This is a genomic window from Streptomyces nigra (assembly GCF_003074055.1).
GTDB classification, from domain to species: domain Bacteria; phylum Actinomycetota; class Actinomycetes; order Streptomycetales; family Streptomycetaceae; genus Streptomyces; species Streptomyces nigra.
This window is the reverse complement of record NZ_CP029043.1, coordinates 5,446,072-5,468,501: the sequence shown is the minus strand read 5'-3', so window position 1 is coordinate 5,468,501 and position 22,430 is coordinate 5,446,072. Positions and strand designations below refer to the sequence as shown.

The window sequence follows — 22,430 nt, the reverse complement described above, 5'->3', positions numbered from 1 at the left end:
CCCCCAACTTGGTCCAGACCAATTCACCGTGTCAAGGGTTCCGGCGCTCCCCGTCCGTCCGCTGGGCGAGGCTTGCGGCCGCCTCGTGCATGGCCAGTTCGAGCAGGGACGGGTCGGTGAGCGTGCCGCCGGCGTCCGGGGGCACCAGCCAGCGGACACCGCCCGAGGCCCGCCCCGGGTACGGCACGACGATCCAGGTGCCCGCCCCGGCGGTGCGGATCCCGGTGCCCAGCCAGCGTGCCGCCGTGCCCGGCGGGACGAAGAACCCCATGCGCGCGTCGCCGAAGTCGACCAGGACCGGGCCCGGCCGGTCGAGGATGCGGGTGAGCACGTCGAGCGTGGGATAGCCCAGCTCGGCCGGCAGGATGAGCACGTCCCAGGCCCGCCCGGCCGGCAGCAGCGCGACCCCGAGCGGATTGCGCTCCCACTCCCAGCGGCAGCTCTCCGGATCCGGCGCGACCGACGCCAGCCATTCCACCGCCGACTTCTCCCCTGTCATGACGATGACCTCCCTCTTCGTCGTGGACGCCCGACGGCGTCACGAGGGAGAGGGAGGTCACCGGCGTGCATTACGCGGCTTTCGCACCTCGATTGGGTGATGTGGATCACATGGAGATCACCGGCGGGCGTCAGCTGTCGAAGCCGAGGCCCAGCCGGTCCATCGTCCGCAGCCACAGATTGCGCCGCCCGCCGTGCGCGTCGGCGCGGGCCAGCGACCACTTGGTGAGCGCGATCCCGGTCCAGGCGAACGGCTCGGGCGGGAACGGCAGCGGCTTTCTGCGCACCATCTCCAGCTCGGTGCGCTCGGTGCGCTCCCCCGCCAGCAGGTCCAGCATCACGTCGGCGCCGAACCGGGTCGCACCGACGCCGAGGCCCGTGAAGCCGGCCGCGTACGCCACCCGGCCCTGGTGGGCGGTGCCGAAGAACGCCGAGAAGCGCGAGCAGGTGTCGATCGCGCCGCCCCAGGCGTGCGTGAAACGCAGGCCCTCCAGTTGCGGGAAGCAGGTGAAGAAGTGCCCGGCCAGCCTGGCGTACGTCTCCGGGCGGTCGTCGTACTCGGAGCGCACCCGGCCGCCGTACGGGTAGACGGCGTCGTAGCCGCCCCACAGGATGCGGTTGTCGGCGGAGAGCCGGAAGTAGTGGAACTGGTTCGCGGAGTCCCCGAGGCCCTGGCGGTTCTTCCAGCCGACCGACGCGAGCCGGTCCTCACTGAGGGGCTCGGTCATCAGGGCGTAGTCGTAGACCGGGACGGTGTAGGCGCGCACCCGCCTCACCAGGTTCGGGAAGATGTTGGTGCCGAGCGCGACCCGGCGGGCGCGGACCCGGCCGTAGGGCGTGCGGACGGCCATCCCGGCGCCGTACGGCTTGAGGTCCAGGGCCGGGGTGTGCTCGTAGACGCGGACGCCGAGCTCCTTGCAGGCGCGCTTGAGGCCCCAGACCAGCTTGGCCGGGTGGAGCATGGCGACGCCCCTGCGGTCGTACAGGCCGGCCCGGAAGGTCGGCGAGTCGACCTGCGCCCGCACCGCATCGGCGTCCAGGAACTCGACGCCCTCGTCCAGGCCCCGGTCGCGCAGCTCGTCGTACCAGGCGCGCAGTTCGGACGCCTGGTACGGCTCGGTGGCGACGTCGATCTCACCGGTGCGCTCGAAGTCGCAGTCCAGGGAGTACCGGGCGACCGCGCGCTCGATCTCGTCGAGGTTGCGGGCGCCCAGCCGCTCCAGCGTGTGGATCTCCCCCGGCCAGCGGGCGAGCCCGTTGGGCAGCCCGTGGGTGAGGGAGGCGGCGCAGAAGCCGCCGTTGCGGCCGGAGGCGGCCCAGCCCACCTCGCGGCCCTCGACCAGCACCACGTCCCGCGCGGGGTCGCGCTCCTTGGCGATGAGCGCGGTCCAGAGTCCGCTGTACCCGCCGCCGACGACCAGCAGGTCGCAGGTCTCGGCGGTCGTGAGGGCGGGCTCGGGGCGGGGCCGGCCGGGGTCGTCCAGCCAGTACGGGACCGGCTGGGCGTCGGAGAGGGACTTCGTCCAGTGACTGCCAGAACTCATGGCGCTCGGGGCCATGATGTCAACTCCCTACAGGGGTCTATGCCTTCTGCTTCTTGCGGCGGTTCCCGACCGCCATGGAGGCCAGGACGAACAGTACGGCGACGACGAACATGGCCGTGCCAATGACGTTGATCTGAACGGGCGTTCCGCGCTGTGCCGAGCCCCAGACGAACATCGGGAAGGTGACGGTGGAGCCGGCGTTGAAGTTGGTGATGATGAAGTCGTCGAACGACAGCGCGAAGGCGAGCAGCGCGCCGGCCGCGATGCCCGGCGCCGCGATCGGCAGCGTCACCCGCAGGAACGTCTGCACCGGTCCGGCGTAGAGGTCCTGCGCGGCCTGCTCCAGGCGCGGGTCCATCGACATCACACGCGCCTTGACCGCCGTCACGACGAAGCTGAGGCAGAACATGATGTGGGCGATGAGGATCGTCCAGAAGCCCAGCTGCGCGCCCATGTTGAGGAACAGCGTGAGCAGCGAGGCCGCCATGACGACCTCGGGCATCGCCATCGGCAGGAAGATCAGCGAGTTGATCGCGCCGCGCGCCCGGAACCGGTAGCGGACCAGCGCGAAGGCGATCAGCGTGCCGAGGAGGGTGGCGCCGAGGGTCGCCCAGAAGGCTATCTGGAGGCTGACGGACAGCGAGCCGCACAGTCCGGAGACCCCGCACGGGTCCCGCCAGGCGTCCGTGGAGAACTCCTGCCACTCGTAGTTGAAGCGGCCCTTGGGGCGGTTGAAGGAGAACACCGTCACGACGACGTTCGGCAGCAGGAGATAGGCGAGCGTGACCAGTCCCGCGATGACGACGAAGTGCCGCTTGAGCCAGTTGACGACGGCCATCAGACCAGATCCTCCGTTCCGGACCTGCGGATGTAGACGGTGACCATGACGAGGATGGCGGCCATCAGGATGAAGGAGAGGGCCGCGGCCGTCGGGTAGTCCAGGATGCGCAGGAACTGCGACTGGATGACGTTGCCGACCATCCGGGTGTCCGTGGAGCCGAGCAGGTCGGCGTTGACGTAGTCGCCGGTGGCCGGGATGAAGGTCAGCAGGGTGCCGGAGACGACGCCCGGCATCGACAGCGGGAAGGTGACCCGGCGGAAGGTGGTGACCGGCCGGGCGTACAGGTCGTTCGCCGCCTCGTGCAGCCGCGGGTCGATCCGCTCCAGCGAGGTGTACAGCGGCAGGATCATGAACGGCAGGAAGTTGTACGTCAGACCGCACACCACCGCGAGCGGGGTGGCCAGCACGCGGTCGCCCTGGGTCATGCCGAGCCAGCTCGTGACGTCGAGGACGTGCAGGGTGTTCAGGGCACCGACGACCGGTCCGCCGTCGGCGAGGATCGTCTTCCAGGCGAGGGTGCGGATCAGGAAGCTGGTGAAGAACGGCGCGATCACCAGGATCATGATCAGGTTCCGCCAGCGGCCCGCGCGGAAGGCGATGAGGTAGGCGAGCGGGTAGCCGAGGAGCAGGCACAGGATCGTCGCGGAGCCGGCGTAGAGCACCGAGCGCAGGAACTGCGGGTAGTACTCGGACAGGGCGTCCCAGTACGTCGCGAAGTGCCAGGTGACCTTGTAGCCCTCCTCCAGGGAGCCCGTCTGCACGGACGTGGAGGCCTGGTAGACCATCGGCAGCGCGAAGAAGACCAGCAGCCACAGGATGCCGGGCAGCAGCAGCCAGTACGGCACGAGACGGCCGCGCCGGCGTGGCGGCTTCGTCTTCTTCTCGGGGGCGGCGGGGGTGAGAGGCGGGGGCGCCTCGGTGAGGGTCGCCATCAGACCGCCGCCTCTTCCTCGGTGCCGGCGTCGATGTCCTGGGTGGCGTCGAGCCCGAAGGTGTGCGCGGGGTTCCAGTGCAGGACGACCTCCGCGCCGGGCACCAGCCGCGGGTCGCGGTCGATGTTCTGGGCGTAGACCTCGAACTCGGGGCAGACGGGGCTGTCGACGACGTACTGGGTGGAGACACCGATGAACGAGGAGTCCGCGATCCGGCCGGATATGCGATTGCGGCCCTCGGGTATCTCGCCGGCCTCGTCGGCGTGGGTGACGGAGATCTTCTCGGGGCGCACGCCCACCAGCACCTTGCCGCCGGTCGTCGTCGGCGCGGAGCAGCGGGCCTCGGGGAGGACCAGCTTGCCGCCGCCGGCCTTGAGGACCAGGCCGTCGCCGCCGCGGGAGTCGATCTCGGCCTCGATGAAGTTGGAGGAGCCGAGGAAGTTGGCGACGAACGTGGTGCGCGGGTTCTCGTACAGGTCGGCCGGGGAGCCCAGCTGCTCGACGCGTCCGGCGTTCATCACGGCGACCTGGTCGGCCATGGTCATGGCCTCCTCCTGGTCGTGCGTGACGTGCACGAAGGTGATGCCGACCTCGGTCTGGATGCGCTTGAGCTCCAGCTGCATCTGGCGGCGCAGCTTCAGGTCGAGGGCGCCGAGGGGCTCGTCGAGGAGGAGCACCTTGGGGTGGTTGATCAGGGCGCGGGCGACGGCCACGCGCTGCTGCTGGCCGCCGGAGAGCTGGTGCGGCTTCTTGCGGGCCTGCTCGCCGAGCTGGACGAGCTCCAGCATCTCGTCGACCTGCTTCTTCACGCTCTTGATGCCGCGCCGGCGCAGACCGAAGGCGACGTTCTCGAAGATGTCGAGGTGCGGGAAGAGGGCGTACGACTGGAAGACCGTGTTCACCGGCCGCTTGTACGGCGGGAGGGCGGTGACGTCCTGGTCGCCGAGGTGGACGGTGCCCGCGGAGGGCTCCTCCAGGCCGGCGATCATGCGCAGGGTGGTGGTCTTGCCGCAGCCCGACGCGCCGAGCAGGGCGAAGAACGAGCCCTCGGGGACGGTCAGGTCGAGCGGGTGGACGGCCGTGAAGGAGCCGTAGGTCTTGCTGATGCCGGTGAGGCGGACGTCGCCGCCGTGGGCGGCGGACGTGGTGGTCTCTTTGGTGGTCTTCATCTCGTCACGCCCCAGTGAGCTTCGCGAACTTGGCTTCGAAATCCGTGTCTTCCTTGCTGCTCAGGGAGCGGAAGGCACGGGACTTGGCCTGCATGGCCTTGTCGGGGAGGATCAGCGGGTTGTTCGCCGCGTCCTCGTCGAGCTTCGCGAGCTCGTCCTTCACCCCGTCGACGGGACAGACGAAGTTGATGTAGGCGGCGAGCTCGGCGGCCGGCTGCGGCTCGAAGTAGTAGTCGATCAGCCGCTCGGCGTTCGTCTTGTGCCGCGCCTTGTTGGGGATCAGCATGTTGTCGCTGGAGAGCATGTAGCCGCTGTCCGGGATGACGAAGTCGATGTCCGGGTTGTCTGCCTTCAGCTGGACGACGTCACCGGCCCAGGCGACACAGGCGGCGAGGTCGCCCTTGGTCAGGTCCGACGTGTAGTCGTTGCCGGTGAAGCGGCGGATCTGGCCCTTGTCCACGCACTTCTGGAGCCGGGCGAGCGCCGCGTCGTAGTCGTCGGCGGTGAAGTCGCGCGGGTCCTTGTCCATGTCGAGCAGCGCCATGCCCATGGTGTCGCGCATCTCGGTGAGCAGCCCGACCCGGCCCTTGAGCTTGGGGTTGTCGAGCATGTCGGACAGGCTCTTCACCTCGACTCCGTCGAGCGCCTTCTTGTTGTAGGCGATGACGGTCGCGATGCCCTGCCAGGGATAGGAGTAGGCGCGGCCCGGGTCCCAGTCGGGGCTCCGGTACGACGACGCCACGTTGGCGAAGGCGTGCGGCAGGTTGGAGGCGTCGAGCTTCTGCACCCAGCCGAGGCGTATCAGACGGGCGGCGAGCCAGTCGGTGAGGACGATGATGTCGCGGCCGGTGTCCTGGCCCGCGGCGAGCTGCGGCTTGATCTTGCCGAAGAACTCGGTGTTGTCGTTGATGTCCTCGGTGTACTTCACCTTGATGCCGGTGCGTTTGGTGAACGCCTCCAGCGTCGGGTGCTTGCGCCCGCTGTCGTCGATGTCCATGTACTCGGTCCAGTTGGAGAAGCTGACGGTCTTCTCCTTCGCCGAGTGGTCCTCCGCCGAGACGCCGCCCTTGGTGTCGCCGGCCGCGGGGATGCCGCAGCCGGACAGCGCCCCGAGACCGCCGGCCGCGAGCGCGCCGCCCGCGGAGGCGCGCAGCAGGCTGCGGCGGGTCATGGCGGCCCTGCCGTTGCGCAGGCTGCGCCGCATGGCGGCCACCTGGGGCGGGGAGAGGCGGTCGGGCTCGTACTGCTCCATGCGCGTGGTGCCCTTTCGGGAGTCGGCCGCGGGTCGGGCGGCCTGGCTGCTATCGGTCCCCGAATACGGTGCGGTGCCAGTCCTTCGCGGCGACCGCGGTGTTGTCGAACATGACGTGTTTGATCTGGGTGTACTCCTCGAAGGAGTACACGGACATGTCCTTGCCGAAGCCGGACGCCTTGTAGCCGCCGTGCGGCATCTCGCTGATGATCGGGATGTGGTCGTTCACCCACACGCAGCCCGCCTTGATCTCGCGGGTGGCGCGGTTGGCCCGGTAGACGTCACGGCTCCAGGCGGAGGCGGCGAGGCCGTACGGGGTGTCGTTGGCCAGCGCGATGCCCTCGTCGTCCGTGTCGAAGGGGAGGACGACCAGCACCGGTCCGAAGATCTCGGACTGCACGACCTCGCTGTCCTGCGGTGCGTCGGCGACCAGGGTGGGGCGATAGTACGCGCCGTTCCTGAGATCTCCCCGTGGGGCCTCGCCGCCGGTCACCACGCGCGCGTAGCCGCGCGCCCGGTCGACGAACCCGGCCACCCGGTCGCGCTGGGTGTGGGAGATCAGCGGGCCGAGGTCGGTGCCGGGGGCGAACGGGTCGCCGAGGCGGACGCTCTCCATCAGGGCGGCCGTGCGCTCGACGAACGCCTCGTACAGCGGCCGCTGCACATAGGCGCGGGTCGCGGCCGTGCAGTCCTGCCCGGTGTTGATGAGCGAGCCGGCGACGGCGCCGTGCGCGGCGGCCTCCAGGTCGGCGTCGTCGAAGACGACGAACGGGGCCTTGCCGCCGAGTTCCAGATGGATCCGCTTGACGGTGGCGGTGGCGATCTCGGCGACGCGCCTGCCGACGCCGGTGGAGCCGGTGAACGACGTCATGGCCACGTCGGGGTGGCCGACGAGGTGCTCGCCGGCCTCCTTGCCGGTGCCGGTGACGATGTTGATCACACCGTCGGGGATGCCGGCGTCGGTGGCGGCCTGCGCGAACAGCAGCGAGGTGAGCGGGGTCGGCTCGGCGGGCTTGAGCACGACCGTGTTGCCCGCGGCGATCGCCGGGAGGATCTTCCAGGCGGCCATCTGCAGCGGGTAGTTCCAGGGGGCGATCGAGCCGACGACCCCGATGGGCTCACGCCGGACGTACGACGTGTGGTCGCCGGAGTACTCCCCCGCCGACTGGCCCTGGAGATGGCGGGCGGCGCCCGCGAAGAACGCGGTGTTGTCGATCGTGCCCGGCACGTCGAACTCACGGGTGAGCTTGAGCGGCTTGCCGCACTGCAGGGACTCCGCGCGGGCGAAGTCCTCCGCGCGCTCCGCGAGCACGGCGGCGAAGCGGTGCAGGGCGTCGGACCGCTCGGCGGGGGTGGCGCCGGACCAGCCGGGGAAGGCGGCGCGCGCGGCGGCGACGGCGGCGTCCACGTCGTCCGTTCCGGCCAGCTCGTACGTGTACACCTCCTCGCCCGTGGCGGGGTCGACCACGGCGTGGGTGCGCCCCGAGGTCCCCTTCGTCAACCGGCCCGCGATGAACTGGGCGCCGTCGGCGAAGCGGTCCTGGGCCGGGAATCGTTCCGGGGTCGGGTTGCCCGGGTTGTGCATGTCGCTCCCTCCGTGCCCCGGAGTGGGGCCGGCGTGGCTCAGGCTCGATTTGAGTGCCGATCCTGACAGAGCAGGTGGACTCCAACAAGTGATTCCGTTGTTGCCATTTGGTTACGCGACGGAATCTGTCGACCAGGTGTCGAGTCGGCACGGAAAACCGAGGACGGGTTGTCGGTGGTGCGTGCCAGACTCGGGCACATGGTGAGGATCGATTCCTGGGACGCCCTGAAACAGGAGGTCCGCACGGGGGCGAGGGTCAAGTATCTCCACTTCTGGGGACACCGGCCGCTACCGGACGGACGTGTCGGCGCGAGCTGTCTCAGCCAGTGGTGGCCGTCGCCGTTCACGGTGGACGGCGTGCGCTACCCGACGGCCGAGCACTGGATGATGGCCGCGAAGGCACGGCTCTTCCGGGATGCGGAGGCAGAGCGGCTGGCGCTGGCCGCGGAGCATCCGGCGGAGGCGAAGAAGGCGGGCCGGCTGGTGCGCGGGTTCGACGACGCGGTGTGGGCGCGGGAGCGCTTCCGGATCGTCGTGGAGGGCTCGGTGCACAAGTTCGCCGCCCATCCCGAGTTGCGCGGCTACCTGCTCGGCACCGGCGACCGGGTCCTGGTGGAGGCCAGCCCGGTGGACCGGGTGTGGGGCATAGGACTGGCGGCGACCGACCAGGGAGCCGCCGACCCGGAGCGCTGGAAGGGCCCGAATCTGCTGGGGTTCGCCCTGATGGAGGCGCGCGAGCGGCTGCGGGCCACCCCGTAGGAGACCCGCCGGGCCCCTACAGGCTCGCGAAGACCGAGATCACCAGCAGGCCCACACCGAGGACGATGCCGGTGATCCCGCAGATGATCCCGGCGAGCGCCTGACCGGGGTTCGTGGCCTCGCCGCGCCGCGCCTTGCCGCGTCCGATCGCGCCGAAGATCAGCGCCAGCACACCGAGCACGATGGCGATCGGCCACAGGCAGAAGATCGCCGCGGAGATGATGCCGAGCACCAGTCCGGCCGTCCCCATGCCGTTGCTGGGCAGGGGGTGGTGCATCCCGGGCCAGCCGTAGGACGGTCCGGCGCCGGGCGCGTGGGCGCCCGGGTGACCAGGGGTGCCGGGATAGCCGTACGGCACCTGGCCCGGTCCCTCGGGGCCGATCGGCGGCGGCGGGACGGGCTCGCCGTACGAGGCGGCCGGGCCGTAGGGGCCGGGGTACGCCGGCGGTGCGAAGGGGTCGGACGGCGGGACCGCCTGGCCGGGCGCCGCGGGGTGCGCCCAGGGCGACGGGCCCGGCTGTCCGGGGCCCGGGGTGGGCAGCGCGGCCATCGTCCGCTGGTCGTGCACGGTCGGGCCGGCCCAGGCCGACGGCTCGTTCGCGGCGACGGTGTGTCCGGGGCCGCCCGGCGCGGGCGGCGCCCAGGGGTCGCGCTCCTCGGCGGCGGGCACGGGCGGGCGCCCGGTCTTCTCCAGCGAGGTCTTCGGGGCCGCGGCCCCGTCCTCGGGCGCCCCGGGGCCTTCCGGCACCTCCGGCGCCTGCGTGTCGTCGGACATGCGCGGACCCCCCTCAGTCGTACGTTCCGTCATGCTAAGGCCCCGGCCGGCCGGTCGCGGTCCCGGCCTACGATGATCCCGAGTCACCGATCAGCCGATCACCCGCGCCCCGCCGCCGGCACCCCGGCCGCGCGGACGCCGTTCCGGGGAGGAACCTTGACCGACCATCTCGTCGACGCCGACGCTCCGCGCGACCTGCACGCGTTCATCGCCGGGCTGCCGAAGGCCGAACTGCACGTCCACCACGTCGGCTCCGCCTCCCCCCGCATCGTCGCGGAACTCGCCGCCCGGCACCCCGACTCCAAGGTCCCCACCGACCCCGAGGCGCTGGCCGACTACTTCACGTTCACCGACTTCGCGCACTTCATCGACGTGTACCTGTCCGTCGTGGACCTCATCCGCACCCCCGAGGACGTGCGGCTGCTGACCTACGAGGTGGCCCGCGACCTGGCCCGCCAGCAGGTGCGCTACGCCGAGCTGACGATCACCCCCTTCTCCTCCACCCGCCGCGGTATCGACGAGCGGGCCTTCATGGAGGCGATCGAGGACGCGCGCAAGGCGGCCGAGGCCGAGTTCGGGACCGTGCTGCGCTGGTGCTTCGACATCCCCGGCGAGGCCGGGCTCGAGTCCGCCGAGGAGACCGCGCGGCTCGCCACCGACGACCGGCTGCGCCCGGAGGGCCTGGTCTCCTTCGGGCTCGGCGGGCCGGAGATCGGTGTGCCCAGGCCGCAGTTCAAGCCGTACTTCGACCGGGCGATCGCGGCCGGGCTGCACTCGGTGCCGCACGCCGGGGAGACGACCGGCCCGCAGACCGTCTGGGACGCGCTCACCGAGCTGCGCGCCGAGCGCATCGGGCACGGCACCAGTGCCGCACAGGACCCGAAGCTGCTCGCCCACCTCGCCGAGCACCGGATTCCGCTGGAGGTGTGCCCGACGTCCAACATCGCCACGCGCGCGGTGCGCACGATCGAGGAGCACCCGCTGGCGCGGTTCGTGGAGGCCGGGGTCCTCGTCACGATCAACTCCGACGACCCGCCGATGTTCGGCACCGACCTCGACAACGAGTACGCCGTCGCCACCCGGCTCCTCGGCCTCGACGAGCGGGGCCTGGCGGAGCTGGCGAAGAACGCCGTGACCGCGTCCTTCCTGGACGAGCCCGGCAAGGCCCGGATCGCCGCCGAGATCGACACGTACACGGCGGGGTGGCTCGCGCCCTGAGCGGCCACAATGACCCCATGCACCATGTGACCGCCGTCGCGCACCGCGGCGACCCCTACCGCGTCCGCGAGAACACACTGGACTCGCTGCGCTCCGCGCTCGTCCTGGGCGCGGACGCGGTGGAGATCGACGTACGGCTCACCCGGGACGGTGTGCCGGTGCTGCTGCACGACGCGACGCTGCGCCGGCTGTGGGAGCTGGACCGGCCGCTGCTCTCGCTGTCGGCGGCCGAGGTACGGGGACTGACGGCGGGCGGGGTGCCGACCCTGGAGGAGGCGCTGGCGGTCTGCGAGGGGAGCCGGATGATGCTCGATCTGCCCGGCACCCCCGATGTCCGGACGGCGCGGCGGATCGTGGACGTGGTGCGGGCGTGCGGCGCCGGGGAGCGGGTGTACTACTGCGCGGGCGCCCCCGCCATGCTCGCGGTGCGGGCCGCCGACCCGGCCGCCGAGATCGCGCTGACGTGGACGACGAAGGCGCCGCCGCGCCCCGGTCTGCTGGCGGCGGTCCGGCCGCGCTGGCTCAACTGCCGCTTCACCCTGGTGGATCGCGCTCTCGCCGAGCGCGTCCACCGGGACGGGCTGCTGCTGTCGGCCTGGACCCCGGACACCGGGCGCTCCATGCGCCGTCTGCTGGACGCCGGCGTGGACTCGATCACCACGAACCGCGTCGACGTCCTGCTGGCCGTCCGGGACCGGAGCAACCGGTCCTGACACCTGGCCGGCGCGGGGGCCCGTAGGGGCCATCCCCCATCAACTCCCGTGCCAGGCACGGCTTTTGCTCGGGGCCCACTCAGGGTCCCGGCCCTCCTCGGCGACGATCCGGCTGCGGCCGGTCCGGCCGGACGATGATCACGCACCGTCCGCCGGATCACCGGTCCCTCGTCACCAGGAGCAGCAGATGCCCGTACGCCCGTTCCCCGCGCTCGTCACCTCCGCGCTCGCGCTCGCCCTGACCGCGCTGCCGCTGGCCGGCACCGCGTCCGCCCGGCCTGCCACCGGCACCTGCTCGGCCGCGGCGATCGAGGCCGCCGACCCCGACGGCCCCGACGTCGAGGCCCTGTGCGCGGCGCTGAAGGGGCTGCCCGACCACGACGCCACGGCCGCGCTGATCCGTGTGGGCGGCCGGGGCGGCTGGCACGGGGTGGCGGGGGTGCGGGACGTCCGGTCGGGGGCGCCCGCGCTGGAGGACGCCCGGTTCCGGGCCGGCTCCACCACGAAGATCGTCACGGCGGCCCTCGTGCTGCAGCTCGCGGCGGAGGGGCGGATCTCGCTCGACGGCACCGTGCAGCGGTACCTGCCCGGTCTGCTCACCGACGACTTCGCACCCGTCACCGTTCGGCAGTTGCTGAACTTCACCAGCGGTCTGCAGCCCGGCGCCTCCCTCGGCGACGACGTCGACACCGCCTACGAGCGCCGGTTCGAGACGCTGACCCCCGAGGAGGTGGTGGCCGCGTCGGTGGCCAAGGGCCCCGACCCGGAGCACGCGCCGGGTGAGTTCCAGCGGTACGGCAACATCCACTACACCGTGCTGGGCCTGCTGATCGAGAAGGTCACCGGCGACTCGTACGCCCATCAGGCGGCCGTGCGCATCTTCCGTCCGCTCGGTATGCGGCACACGTCCTTCCCGGCCGGGCCCGACCCCCGCATTCACGGCCCGCACAACCGGGGCTACGACTGGATCGACGGGCGGCTCGTCGACGTGACCGACTGGAACATGAGCGACCGGTTCGCCGCCGGCGATCTGATCAGCACGACGGCCGATCTGGAGCGGCTCCTGGTCGCCCTGTTCAGCGGCCGGGTGGTGCCGAAGCCGCAGCTGAAGGAGATGTTCACGGTGCCGGACGTCGACGGGGCGACGATGGCCGCCGGTCTGGAGCGCTTCGAGCTCAACGGCAAGGTGATCTGGGGGAAGACGGGCTCCCGGCCCGGTTATCACACGGTGGTCGCCGCCACCCGCGACCTGTCCCGGACGGTCGTGTACTCCGTCAACTCCACCGATGCCAAGGGCGACGGCCTGGCCATCGCCCAGCGCTTCGCCTTCCCCGCGTTCAACCGCTGACGGCTGCGGCGGGGGCCCCGGGCGCCGGCGCCCCCGTGAGCGCCTCCAGGCGCTTGATCCTTCGGCGCACGACGTACAGCGGTATCACCCCGACGACGCCGAACGCCATGTCGATCACGGACCACCACAGCGGGATGCCGCGGATCGGCCCGCAGATCAGGGCGAGCGGGATGATTCCGGCGCAGGCGATCATCCCGAACTCGACGACCCAGATGTTGCGGACGGGGTCGCGGTAGGGGCCGTAGAAGGCGACGGCGATGACGAGGTGGGCGAAGGCCAGCCAGTCCGTGCCGTAGAGGAGGAAGGGGTATTCGGCGTCCGCGGTGTCGAGTCCCTGCCGGACCCGCGCGATCCAGTCCGTCAGGCCGGGAAGGCTCTCCTGGACGGACAGGGCCCGCAACAGGTCCTCCGTCCAGCGCAGTTCGTGGACGAGGGGGAAGGCCGTGGCCCCGCTGAGCACGAGGCAGACGACGAAGAGGACCAACCACACACGGATGCCCTTGAGCAGGGCGGCTCTGTCGCTCATGGCCGTACCCTACGCCTGGGTTGAACATGTTCAAAAGCGGGTTCGCGGTAACGGGGTTCGACGCGGCCGTGGCGAGCATCCGTAGACAGACCGGTCCTACGATGTGCACGGGGCGAACGGAGGAACGATGGCCCTCGACCTGAGCGGGCGCGCCTTTGTGAAGCAGCGGTGGGCGGCCCGTGGCGCGCTCGTCGCCGCCGCGCTCGCCGTGCTCGTGCCGTTGGTCCACGGCGGCGGTGTCGGCCTGCTGCTCCTCCTGGCCGCGGCGGTCGGACTGGCCGTCAGCGCGGTCGCGCTGTGGTGGACGCTGACCCTGCGCGGCCCCCTGCGCTGGGTCGCGGCCCTGGTGGCGCTGATCGTGCCGGCCGCGCTCGTCGCCCTGTTCGCGCTCACCCTGCTGTGGTCGCTGCTGGTGTCGGTGGCGCTGTGGGCGGTGGCCGTCGTGAGCGGGCGGTACGCGCTGGGGAGCACGGGCGAGACCCGGGTGCGGGTGATGCGCGAGCGCAGGGCGCCGCCCGCACGGCGGCCGTTCCTGATCATGAACCCGCGCTCGGGCGACGGGAAGGTGGGCCGGTTCGGGCTGAAGGAGAAGGCGGAGCGGCTCGGCGCCGAGGTCGTCCTCCTCGACCCCGAGCGGCAGCAGGACGTCACCGCGCTCGCCCGTGAGGCCGTCGCGAAGGGGGCGGACCTGCTCGGGGTCGCGGGCGGCGACGGCACCCAGGCGCTGGTCGCGGCGGTCGCCGCCGAGCACGGGCTGCCGTTCCTGGTGATCAGCGCCGGCACCCGCAACCACTTCGCGATGGACCTGGGCCTCGACCGGGACGACCCGTCCACCTGCCTCGACGCGCTCACCGACGGTGTGGAGCTGCGCGTCGACCTCGGCTTCGCGGGCGACCGGCCGTTCGTCAACAACGCGTCCTTCGGGGCGTACGCGGCGATCGTGCAGAGCCCCGGCTACCGGGAGGCGAAGATCGGCACCAGTCTGGAGCTGCTGCCCGACCTGCTCCTCGGCGAGCAGGGCCCGCGGCTGACCGCCCGCGCAGGGCGGACCACGCTGGAGGCTCCACAGGCCGTGCTGGTCAGCAACAACGTCTACCGCACCGACGACCCCTTCGGGCTCGGCTACCGCGACCGCCTCGACGGCGGGGTGCTCGGCGTCCTCGGCATCCGCGTGGACAGCGCCGCCCAGGCCGCCGCACTGCTGCTGACGCCTGGACCACACGGCCTCACCCTGGTCACCGCACGGGAGGTGGTGGTGGACGCCGACCGGCCCGAGATCGAGGCCGGTGTGGACGGGGAGGCGCTGCTGCTGCCCACCCCGGTGCGCTGCCGGGTCCGGCCGGGCGCCCTGCGCGTCCGCGTCCCGCGCGAGCGACCCGGCGTCCCCCGCCGCAAGGCCCGGCTGGACTGGCGCCGGCTCGGCCGGATGGCGGCGACGGTGGGCCGTACCGCCGTCCACCACCGGCACCACACCGCGTGACCTCCGCGGAACGGCGCGCTCCGGCCCGCGGGCGAGCCGTCCGGCATGTAAACGTCGGCGAACATTGCCGGAAACCGGCAATGCGCGAGCGGGATGGCCTCCGGCAACATGGTCCGCGGGGAGCACGACGGACGGGCGCGATGCCGGACACCGGCAGGTGTCCCGCATCGCGCCGTACGCCGCGCCGCACCCCGGACGACACGCGCCGCCGTTCTCGGCGCACAGGGAGAGGGGGCTCGGAGATGCGCACGGTTCTGACCGCCGCCACCGGCCTGCCCACCCTGCTGCTGAGCGCCGCCCTCGTCGTGGCCGTCTGCTACTGGCTCCTGGTCGCCGCCGGACTGGCCGGTGTCCGCGGCTTCGACGCCGACGTGGACCTGCGCGGCTGGGGGCTGGGCGGGGTGCCCGTGACGGTCGCGCTGTCGCTGCTGACGTTCCTCGCCTGGTCGCTGAGCGTCGGGGCGGCCGTGCCGCTCGCCGTCCTCGTCCCCGCCGGGAGCGCCGCCGGCCCGCTGCTGCGGCTCGCCGTGCCGGTCGCCGCCCTGGTCCTGGCCTGGTCCGCGACCCGCCTTCTCGTCCGGCGGCTGCACCGCCTCTTCCCCGACGAACCCGGGCCGGCCGCGCGTCGCGCGGACCGCGCGGGCACCCCCGCGCTCCGGACGCGGGACCGCGCAGCCTGAGCCGCGCCGCCGCCCCCACCTGCCGAGCCGCGCCCGCGCACCCGCCTGCGCCCGCGCGCCCGCTCACCCACGCCTGTTCTCCGCACACCTACGCCTGAAGGACGTATGTCATGGTTCCCATGATCGTCGGCATCGGCGCGCTCGTCGTCGCCTGCCTGCTGGTCGTACTGGTCGTCGCCCGGTTGTTCCGCAAGGTCGAGCAGGGCAAGGCCCTGATCGTCTCCAAGATGCGCAAGGTCGACGTGACCTTCACCGGGCAGGTCGTGCTGCCCGTGCTGCACAAGGCCGAGACCATGGACATCTCGGTGAAGACCATCGAGATCACCCGGGCCGGCAAGGAAGGGCTGATCTGCCGCGACAACATCCGCGCGGACATCCGGATCACGTTCTTCGTCAAGGTCAACAAGACGGTCGAGGACGTCATCAAGGTCGCCCAGGCCGTCGGCACCGCCCGCGCCAGCGACCGGAACACGCTGCAGGAGCTGTTCCACGCGAAGTTCTCCGAGGCGCTGAAGACCGTCGGCAAGCAGATGGACTTCACCGACCTCTACACCAAGCGCGAGGAACTGCGGTACCGGATCATCGAGGTCATCGGCGTCGACCTCAACGGCTACCACCTGGAGGACGCGGCGATCGACTTCCTGGAGCAGACGCCGCTCACCCAGCTCGACCCCGCCAACGTCCTGGACGCGCAGGGCATCCGCAAGATCACCGAGCTGACGGCCGTCGAGCACGTGCGCACCAACGAGGCCCAGCGCACCGAGGAGAAGGAGATCACCCGGCAGAACGTCGACGCCCGCGAGGCCATCCTGGAGCTGGAGCGCCGGCAGGCCGACGCCGAGATCAAGCAGCGCCGGGAGATCGAGACCGTACGGGCGCGCGAGGAGGCCGAGACGGCGCGGGTGGTGGAGGAGGAGCGGCTGCGGGCCCAGGCCGCCTTCCTCAAGACCGAGGAGCAGCTCGGTGTGCAGCGGGAGAACCAGGCCCGCGAGGTCGCCGTCGCCGCGAAGAACCGCGAGCGGGTCATCGCCGTCGAGAGCGAGCGCATCGAGAAGGACCGTCTGCTGGAGGTCATCGCCCGTGAGCGGGAGACGCAGCTGACCCGGATCGCGGCCGACAAGGAGGTCGAGGCGGAGAAGCGGCAGATCGCCGAGGTGGTCCGCGAGCGGGTCGCCGTGGACCGTACGGTGGCCGAGCAGGAGGAGGCCATCAAGCGGCTGCGGGCCGTGGAGGAGGCCGAGCGCGACCGGCAGGCCGTGATCATCGCCGCCGAGGCGGAGGCACAGGAGCGGCTGGTCAAGGACATCAAGGCCGCCGAGGCCGCCGAGCAGGCAGCGGTGCACCGCGCGGCCGAGGAACTGACTCTGGCCGAGGCCCGGTTGAAGAGCGCCGACCTGGACGCGCGGGCCAAGCTCCGCCTCTCCGAGGGCATCCAGGCGGAGGCGGCGGCCGAGGGGCTGGCCGCGGTGCAGGTCCGCGACAAGGAGGCCGAGGTCATCGAGAAGGCCGGCCGCGCGGAGGCCGAGGCCACCGAGGCCCGGATGCGCGCCGAGGCCGAGGGGGCGCGGGCCAAGGCGCTCGCCGAGGCGCAGGGCGTCGGCGAGAAGCTCAAGGCCGAGGCCGCCGGACTCACCGAGAAGGCGGCGGCGATGGCCGCGCTGGACGACGCGTCCCGGGGCCACGAGGAGTACCGGCTGCGTCTGGAGGCCGAGAAGGACATCCGGCTGGCCGGCCTGGAGGTGCAGCGGCAGGTCGCCGAGGCGCAGGCCACGGTGCTCGCCACCGGTCTGGAGAACGCCGACATCGACATCGTCGGCGGCGACTCGGTCTTCTTCGACCGTCTGGTGTCGTCCATCGCGCTCGGCAAGGGCGTCGACGGGTTCGTCCGGCACTCCGAGACGGCGCAGGCGCTCGGCCGGCCCTGGCTGGACGGCTCGCGGGACCTCGGCGACGACCTCACCCACGTTCTCGGTTCCGTCTCCACGGCGGACGTGCAGAACCTCACCGTGTCCGCGCTGCTGATGAAGCTCATGAAGTCGGGCTCGGCGGACTCCGGTCAGCTCCAGCGGCTGCTGGACCGGGCGGGCGAACTGGGTCTCGCGGAGACCCCCCTCGCCTCGCTCAACGGCAGCGCCCAGGGCTGACCGGCCCGTGGTCCGGAGCCGCCGCACAGGGGACGGCGGCTCCGGACCACGCCTTCGCCGTCCGCCGAGACCCCGAGACGTCCGAGAGGGATCCCATGACCACCGGGACGACGAGCCTGGACACCGGCACCTACGAGGTGCTGCGGGACCGGCTCACCGCGCAGGCCGCCGAACTCGCCCGGCGCGCCGAGGAGCTGAACGCCCGCCGGGCCGAGGAGTTCGGCTCGGCCCGCCTCGAACTCGCCGGCACCGGTCGGCTGCACACCGGGCACGCCTGTGTGCCCCGCGACCTCGTGGCCGTCGGGGACGTCCTGCTCTTCGGCCACGGCCTGCCGCCGGGCGCGGGGACCGAGCCGGCCGTCGGCGACGTGTTCGCGCTGCACGACCGCGAGCTGAAGCGGCTGCCCGAGGACGCCGTGCCCGGCCTCCTCGACGACCCCGTGTTCGTCCGGGAGTTCGGCGCGCTGCACCGCTACTACCGGCAGGCCCGGCTGCTGCGGCTGCGGCTCGTCGAGGGCAGGCTGCTGGCCGTCTTCCAGACCGGTGAGACGGCGGACGACATCCGGGTGCTGCGCTGGGCGGTGACGGACGGCGGCGAGGTGTCCTTCCTGGACGCGCGCGGCGACCGCGACCATGTGGCGCCGCCCGCCCACGACTTCACCTGGACGCCGGCCACCCGCGCGGACCACCGGCTGGGCCGGCACCCCCATGTGTCCGTCGGGGACGAGTTGTTCGTCGCGACCGTCGGCGGCACTCTCACCGTGAAGACCGAGGACGACACGGAGACGGGCCAGGGCGTCTACGCCGAGCCCGTCGACGAGCCGTTGCAGGCCCTCGCGGACGCCGAGATCGCCCACGCCCGGGTGGGCGCGCTGATCCTGCTGCGGATCCGCCCCTACAACGAGGACGCCCACCGGTACCTGGTGTTCAACACGCTGACCAGGGCCGTCGTACGCCTCGACGGGATCGGGCAGGCGTGCCGCCGGCTCCCCGAGGACCAGGGGATCGTCTTCCCCGGCGGGTACTGCCTGGCGAGCGGCGCGCACAAGATCTTCGAAGGGGTCGCGGAGGAGCCCGGGCTCCTGGAGTTCGAGCGGACCGTCCGCTCCCCCAACGGCGAGGACGTCCTGTTCACGTTCCACGCGCGGGGTGCGGGCCGCGCCCTGCTGCTGCCGTACAACGTGATCCGCAAGGAGGTGTCGACACCGCTCGCCAGCGGCGGGTGGGCCCTGTTCGGCGACGGCGGGCTGGTCCTGCTGGGCGCCGAGAGCGCCGAGCCGGGCCGCGTCCACCCGGTGCGGCTGTGGACCTCCCCTTTCGTCTCCGACGTCCACGCCGCCGCGCAGCCGGCCGGTGCCGGACCGCTGGCCCGGGTCGGCAACGCCGATCTGGTGCGCGGCATCTCCGACTGCCTGTCCGTCGCCGGAGCCGTCGCCGACACCACCCCCACCGTCGAGATGTACGAGGCGCTGACGGCGGCCTGCGTCCGCGCGGCCGACGCCCACCACTGGCTGGACGAGCCGGAACTCGGCGATCTGGCCGGCCCGTTGGGGCGGGTGCGGGCGACCGCCGAGCAGGTGCTGACCGAGTTCCGTACCGTGCGGGCGCTGACCCGGCGGGCCGCCGAGGCGCTCACCGAGGCCGCCGAGCGCGTCGCCGCGGTCGTCCGGCGGCTGCGCGGCGAGGCACCCCGGGGCGCCGACGCCTGGGTGTCGGGGCTCGCCGAACTGCGCCGCGCGCAGGGGCATCTGCTCACGCTGAAGGACCTGCGGTACGCCGACACGGACCGGATCGACGCGCTGGCCGCCGACGTGGCGTCCGACCTGGACGCGTTCGGCCGCCGGGCGGTCACCGACCTGGCCCGCGAGGACGCCTTCGCCGCCCACCACGAGCGGGTCGACACTCTCCTCGCGGACGCCGCGGGCATCGCGACCGCCGCCGAGGCCGGTCCCGTCGCCGCCCGGATCGACGAACTCGCCGAGGGGCTGGACACGGTGACGGAGGTCGTCGCCGGTCTCGACATCGCCGACGTCACGGTCCGTACGGCCGTCCTGGGACGGATCGCCGAGGTCGCGGGCGGCGTCAACCGTGCCCGTGCCGTCCTCGACGGCCGCCGCCGCGAACTCGCCGACCAGGAGGGGCGGGAGGGGTTCGCCGCCGAGTTCGCCCTGCTCGGGCAGGCGGTCACCGCCGCCCTCGCGGCCGCCGGCACCCCCGACGCGTGCGAGGAGCAACTGGCCCGCCTGCTGGTGCGGGTGGAGACCCTGGAGTCGCGGTTCGCCGAGTTCGACGACTTCCTCGGCGCGCTCGCCGACCGGCGCGACGAGATCCACGAGGTGTTCACGGCCCGTAAGCAGGCCCTCGCCGACGAGCGGGCCCGGCGCGCCGAGCGGCTGGCCGGCTCCGCGGAGCGGGTGCTGCGGTCCGTCGCCCGGCGGGCCGTCGCGCTGCCCGACGCGGACGCCGTCGCGGCCTTCTTCGCCTCCGACCCGATGCCCGCCAAGGTCCGCCGGATCGTCGGCGAGCTGCGTGAACTCGGCGACCAGGTACGGGCGGAGGAGCTGGACGGACGGCTGAAGGCCGCCCGCCAGGAGGCAGGGCGCGCCCTGCGGGACCGTACCGACCTGTACGCCGACGGCGGCCGCACCCTGCGCCTGGGCGGGCACCGCTTCGCCGTGCACACCGAGCCGCTCGACCTCACCCTGGTCCCGGACGGCGACGGACTCGCCTTCGCCGTGACCGGCACCGACCACCGCTCCCCGCTGACCGACCCCGAGCTGGTGGCGGCCCGTGCCCACTGGGACCGACCGCTGCCGTCGGAGTCCCCGGACGTCTACCGCGCCGAGCACCTGGCCGCCCGGCTGCTCGACACGCACGGCGCCGAGGGCCTGGCCGGCGCGGACCTGCCCGAACTCGTGCGCCGGGCCGCGCGGGAGGCGTACGACGAGGGGTACGAGCCCGGCGTCCACGACCACGACACGGCGCTGATCCTCACCGCGCTGCTCGGCCTGTACGAGAGCGCGGGCCCGCTGCGCCACGAGCCGTCCGCCCGGGCGCGGGCCCAGCTGTTCTGGGCCCATGGCACGACGGAGGAGGCCCGCGCGGACTGGGCCCGGCGCGCGGTGTCGCTGGCCCGCGCCCGCGACACGTTCGGTCTGGCGCCCGCGATCGCGGAGCTGTGCCGGGAGCTGGCGGAGGCGATCGGCGGCGAGGGCGGCCGGCCCGCCGCGGACTACCTCTTCGACGAACTGACCTGCGGCCCGGACGGCTTCGTCGTCAGCGCCGGCGCCCGCACCCTGCTGGACAAGTTCCGCCGTACGGTCGGCACCTCCGCCTACGACGACGACCTCGCGGCGCTCGGGGGCCTGGCCGCCCGCCGCCAGCTGGTCGAGGCGTGGCTGTCCGCGTACACGGCCTCCACCGGCACCGACGTCACCGCCGGGGACCTGGCGGAGGCCGTGGCCGCCGAGCTGTGCCCGGGCCTCCCCCGCTACGAGTCCGAGGCGCCGCTGACCGCGACCGTGGAGGGCCTGCTCGGCGCCCACCCCCGGATCGGCGGCGGCCGGCTCACGCTCCGCGTCGACGAATTCCTCGCCCGGACCCGGGCGTTCGCCACGCACGAGGTCCCCGCGCACCGCGCCTATCTGCGCCGCCGTACCGCCGTGACGGCCGCGGAGCGGGACCGGCTGCGGCTCGACGAGCACCGCCCGCGGGTGATGCCGGCGTTCGTCCGCAACCGGCTCATCGACGAGGTGTACCTGCCGCTCGTCGGCGACAGCCTCGCCCGGCAGCTCGGCACCACCGGTGACACCAAGCGGACCGACACCGGCGGTCTGCTGCTGCTCGTCTCCCCGCCCGGCTACGGCAAGACGACCCTCGTCGAGTACGTCGCGGACCGGCTGGGGCTGATGCTGGTCAAGGTGAGCGGTCCCGCGCTGGGCCGGGGCGTGACCTCGCTCGACCCCGCCGAGGCCCCGAACGCGACCGCGCGCCAGGAGGTCGAGAAGATCAACTTCGCGCTGGCGGCGGGCAACAACACCCTGCTGTACCTGGACGACATCCAGCACACCTCGCCGGAGCTGCTGCAGAAGTTCATCCCGCTGTGCGACGCCACGCGCACCATCGACGGGGTGCACGACGGCACGCCCCGCACGTACGACCTGCGCGGCAAGCGGTTCGCGGTCTGCATGGCCGGCAACCCGTACACCGAGTCCGGCGGGCGCTTCCGCGTCCCCGACATGCTCGCCAACCGCGCCGACGTGTGGAACCTCGGCGACGTCCTCACCGGCAAGGAGCAGGTCTTCGCGCTGAGCTTCATCGAGAACGCGCTCACCGCCAACACCGTGCTGGCGCCGCTCGCCGGACGCGACCGGGCCGACCTCGACCTGCTCGTCCGGCTGGCCGAGGGCGACCCGACGGCCCGCCCGGACCGGCTGGCCCACCCCTACGCGCCCGCCGAACTGGAGCGGATCCTCGCGGTGCTGCGCCATCTGCTGACGGTGCGGGCGACCGTGCTCGCGGTGAACGACGCCTACATCGCGTCCGCCGCGCAGGCCGACGCCACCCGCACGGAGCCGCCGTTCCGGCTCCAGGGCTCGTACCGGAACATGAACAAGATCGCGCAGCGCGTCCAGCCGGTCATGAACGACGCGGAGCTGACCGCGCTGATCGACGACCACTACCGGGCCGAGGCGCAGACCCTGACGACCGGCGCCGAGGCCGACCTGCTGAAGCTGGCCGAGCTGCGCGGCACGCTCACCGCCGCGCAGGCCGCCCGATGGGCGGAGGTGAAGGCCGCGCACGTCCGCACCCAGGCGCTGGGCGGTCCGGAGGACGACCAGCTGACCCGCGCGGTGGCCGCCCTCGGTCTCCTCGCCGACCGCATCGCCGCCGTCGAGTCGGCCATCACCCGCGCCATGAACCCTCCTGCCGGGGGCGCACCGGACGCCTGACGGCCGCGGCCCCG

The 22,430-nt window shown here is 72.6% G+C and carries 17 protein-coding genes; 8 read left to right on the top strand and 9 right to left on the bottom strand.

What is annotated here, in order from left to right; all coding sequences use genetic code 11:
* Positions 1–31 precede the first annotated feature (31 nt).
* The 7 genes from DC008_RS25470 to DC008_RS25440 all read right to left on the bottom strand — a co-directional run bounded on the left by DC008_RS25470 (position 32) and on the right by DC008_RS25440 (position 7,821).
* The gene (locus DC008_RS25470) at positions 32–499 is read right to left on the bottom strand and encodes a bifunctional DNA primase/polymerase (protein WP_108708937.1); all 468 of its coding nucleotides are present in this window, start codon (positions 497–499) and stop codon (positions 32–34) included.
* A gap of 130 nt (positions 500–629) precedes the next feature.
* Entirely contained in the window at positions 630–2,057 is a 1,428-nt protein-coding gene (locus DC008_RS25465; RefSeq protein WP_108708936.1) for an NAD(P)/FAD-dependent oxidoreductase, read from the bottom strand.
* A gap of 22 nt (positions 2,058–2,079) precedes the next feature.
* Positions 2,080–2,880 carry an ABC transporter permease gene (locus tag DC008_RS25460; protein ID WP_108708935.1) on the bottom strand — a complete coding sequence of 267 codons (801 nt, stop codon included), beginning with the start codon at positions 2,878–2,880 and terminating at the stop codon, positions 2,080–2,082.
* Positions 2,880–3,815, bottom strand: a complete 936-nt coding sequence (locus DC008_RS25455) for an ABC transporter permease (protein WP_108708934.1) — start codon at positions 3,813–3,815, stop codon at positions 2,880–2,882. The genes DC008_RS25460 and DC008_RS25455 overlap by 1 nt, the downstream gene beginning before the upstream one ends.
* Positions 3,815–4,984 (bottom strand): ABC transporter ATP-binding protein, encoded by a 1,170-nt coding sequence (locus DC008_RS25450; RefSeq protein WP_108708933.1) that lies wholly within the window; start codon positions 4,982–4,984, stop codon positions 3,815–3,817. The genes DC008_RS25455 and DC008_RS25450 overlap by 1 nt, the downstream gene beginning before the upstream one ends.
* A gap of 4 nt (positions 4,985–4,988) precedes the next feature.
* Positions 4,989–6,236: a polyamine ABC transporter substrate-binding protein gene (locus DC008_RS25445; protein WP_108708932.1), complete on the bottom strand. Its 1,248-nt coding sequence runs from the start codon at positions 6,234–6,236 to the stop codon at positions 4,989–4,991.
* A 49-nt stretch (positions 6,237–6,285) separates the two neighbouring features.
* Complete coding sequence (locus DC008_RS25440) at positions 6,286–7,821, bottom strand: gamma-aminobutyraldehyde dehydrogenase (RefSeq protein WP_108708931.1); 1,536 nt, start codon at positions 7,819–7,821, stop codon at positions 6,286–6,288.
* Between the two features lie 198 nt (positions 7,822–8,019).
* On the opposite strand from DC008_RS25440, the gene DC008_RS25435 reads away from it, so the two are divergent.
* The gene (locus DC008_RS25435; RefSeq protein ID WP_208645977.1) at positions 8,020–8,580 is read left to right on the top strand and encodes an NADAR family protein; all 561 of its coding nucleotides are present in this window, start codon (positions 8,020–8,022) and stop codon (positions 8,578–8,580) included.
* Positions 8,581–8,596: 16 nt separating this feature from the next.
* Here the strand turns inward: DC008_RS25435 and DC008_RS36075 are convergent, their stop codons facing one another.
* Entirely contained in the window at positions 8,597–9,355 is a 759-nt protein-coding gene (locus DC008_RS36075; protein ID WP_235074436.1) for a DUF4190 domain-containing protein, read from the bottom strand.
* A gap of 156 nt (positions 9,356–9,511) precedes the next feature.
* On the opposite strand from DC008_RS36075, the gene DC008_RS25425 reads away from it, so the two are divergent.
* The 3 genes from DC008_RS25425 to DC008_RS25415 all read left to right on the top strand — a co-directional run bounded on the left by DC008_RS25425 (position 9,512) and on the right by DC008_RS25415 (position 12,634).
* Complete coding sequence (locus DC008_RS25425) at positions 9,512–10,573, top strand: adenosine deaminase (RefSeq protein WP_108708929.1); 1,062 nt, start codon at positions 9,512–9,514, stop codon at positions 10,571–10,573.
* Positions 10,574–10,590: 17 nt separating this feature from the next.
* Complete coding sequence (locus DC008_RS25420) at positions 10,591–11,286, top strand: glycerophosphodiester phosphodiesterase (RefSeq protein WP_108708928.1); 696 nt, start codon at positions 10,591–10,593, stop codon at positions 11,284–11,286.
* Positions 11,287–11,473: 187 nt separating this feature from the next.
* Positions 11,474–12,634, top strand: coding sequence for a serine hydrolase domain-containing protein (locus DC008_RS25415; RefSeq protein ID WP_108708927.1), 1,161 nt, complete (start codon positions 11,474–11,476; stop codon positions 12,632–12,634).
* Here DC008_RS25415 and DC008_RS25410 read toward each other — a convergent pair.
* Positions 12,624–13,160: a hypothetical protein gene (locus DC008_RS25410; protein ID WP_108708926.1), complete on the bottom strand. Its 537-nt coding sequence runs from the start codon at positions 13,158–13,160 to the stop codon at positions 12,624–12,626. The genes DC008_RS25415 and DC008_RS25410 overlap by 11 nt on opposite strands.
* Before the next feature lie 127 nt (positions 13,161–13,287).
* Here DC008_RS25410 and DC008_RS25405 point away from each other — a divergent pair, with 127 nt between their 5' ends.
* From DC008_RS25405 to DC008_RS25390, 4 genes are all read left to right on the top strand, one after another.
* Complete coding sequence (locus DC008_RS25405; RefSeq protein WP_108708925.1) at positions 13,288–14,640, top strand: diacylglycerol/lipid kinase family protein; 1,353 nt, start codon at positions 13,288–13,290, stop codon at positions 14,638–14,640.
* 242 nt (positions 14,641–14,882) lie between these two features.
* Positions 14,883–15,320, top strand: a complete 438-nt coding sequence (locus DC008_RS25400; protein ID WP_108708924.1) for a hypothetical protein — start codon at positions 14,883–14,885, stop codon at positions 15,318–15,320.
* A gap of 110 nt (positions 15,321–15,430) precedes the next feature.
* Positions 15,431–17,464 carry a flotillin family protein gene (locus DC008_RS25395; RefSeq protein WP_164492372.1) on the top strand — a complete coding sequence of 678 codons (2,034 nt, stop codon included), beginning with the start codon at positions 15,431–15,433 and terminating at the stop codon, positions 17,462–17,464.
* 95 nt (positions 17,465–17,559) lie between these two features.
* Positions 17,560–22,416, top strand: a complete 4,857-nt coding sequence (locus tag DC008_RS25390) for a DNA repair ATPase (RefSeq protein WP_108708923.1) — start codon at positions 17,560–17,562, stop codon at positions 22,414–22,416.
* Positions 22,417–22,430: the final 14 nt, after the last annotated feature.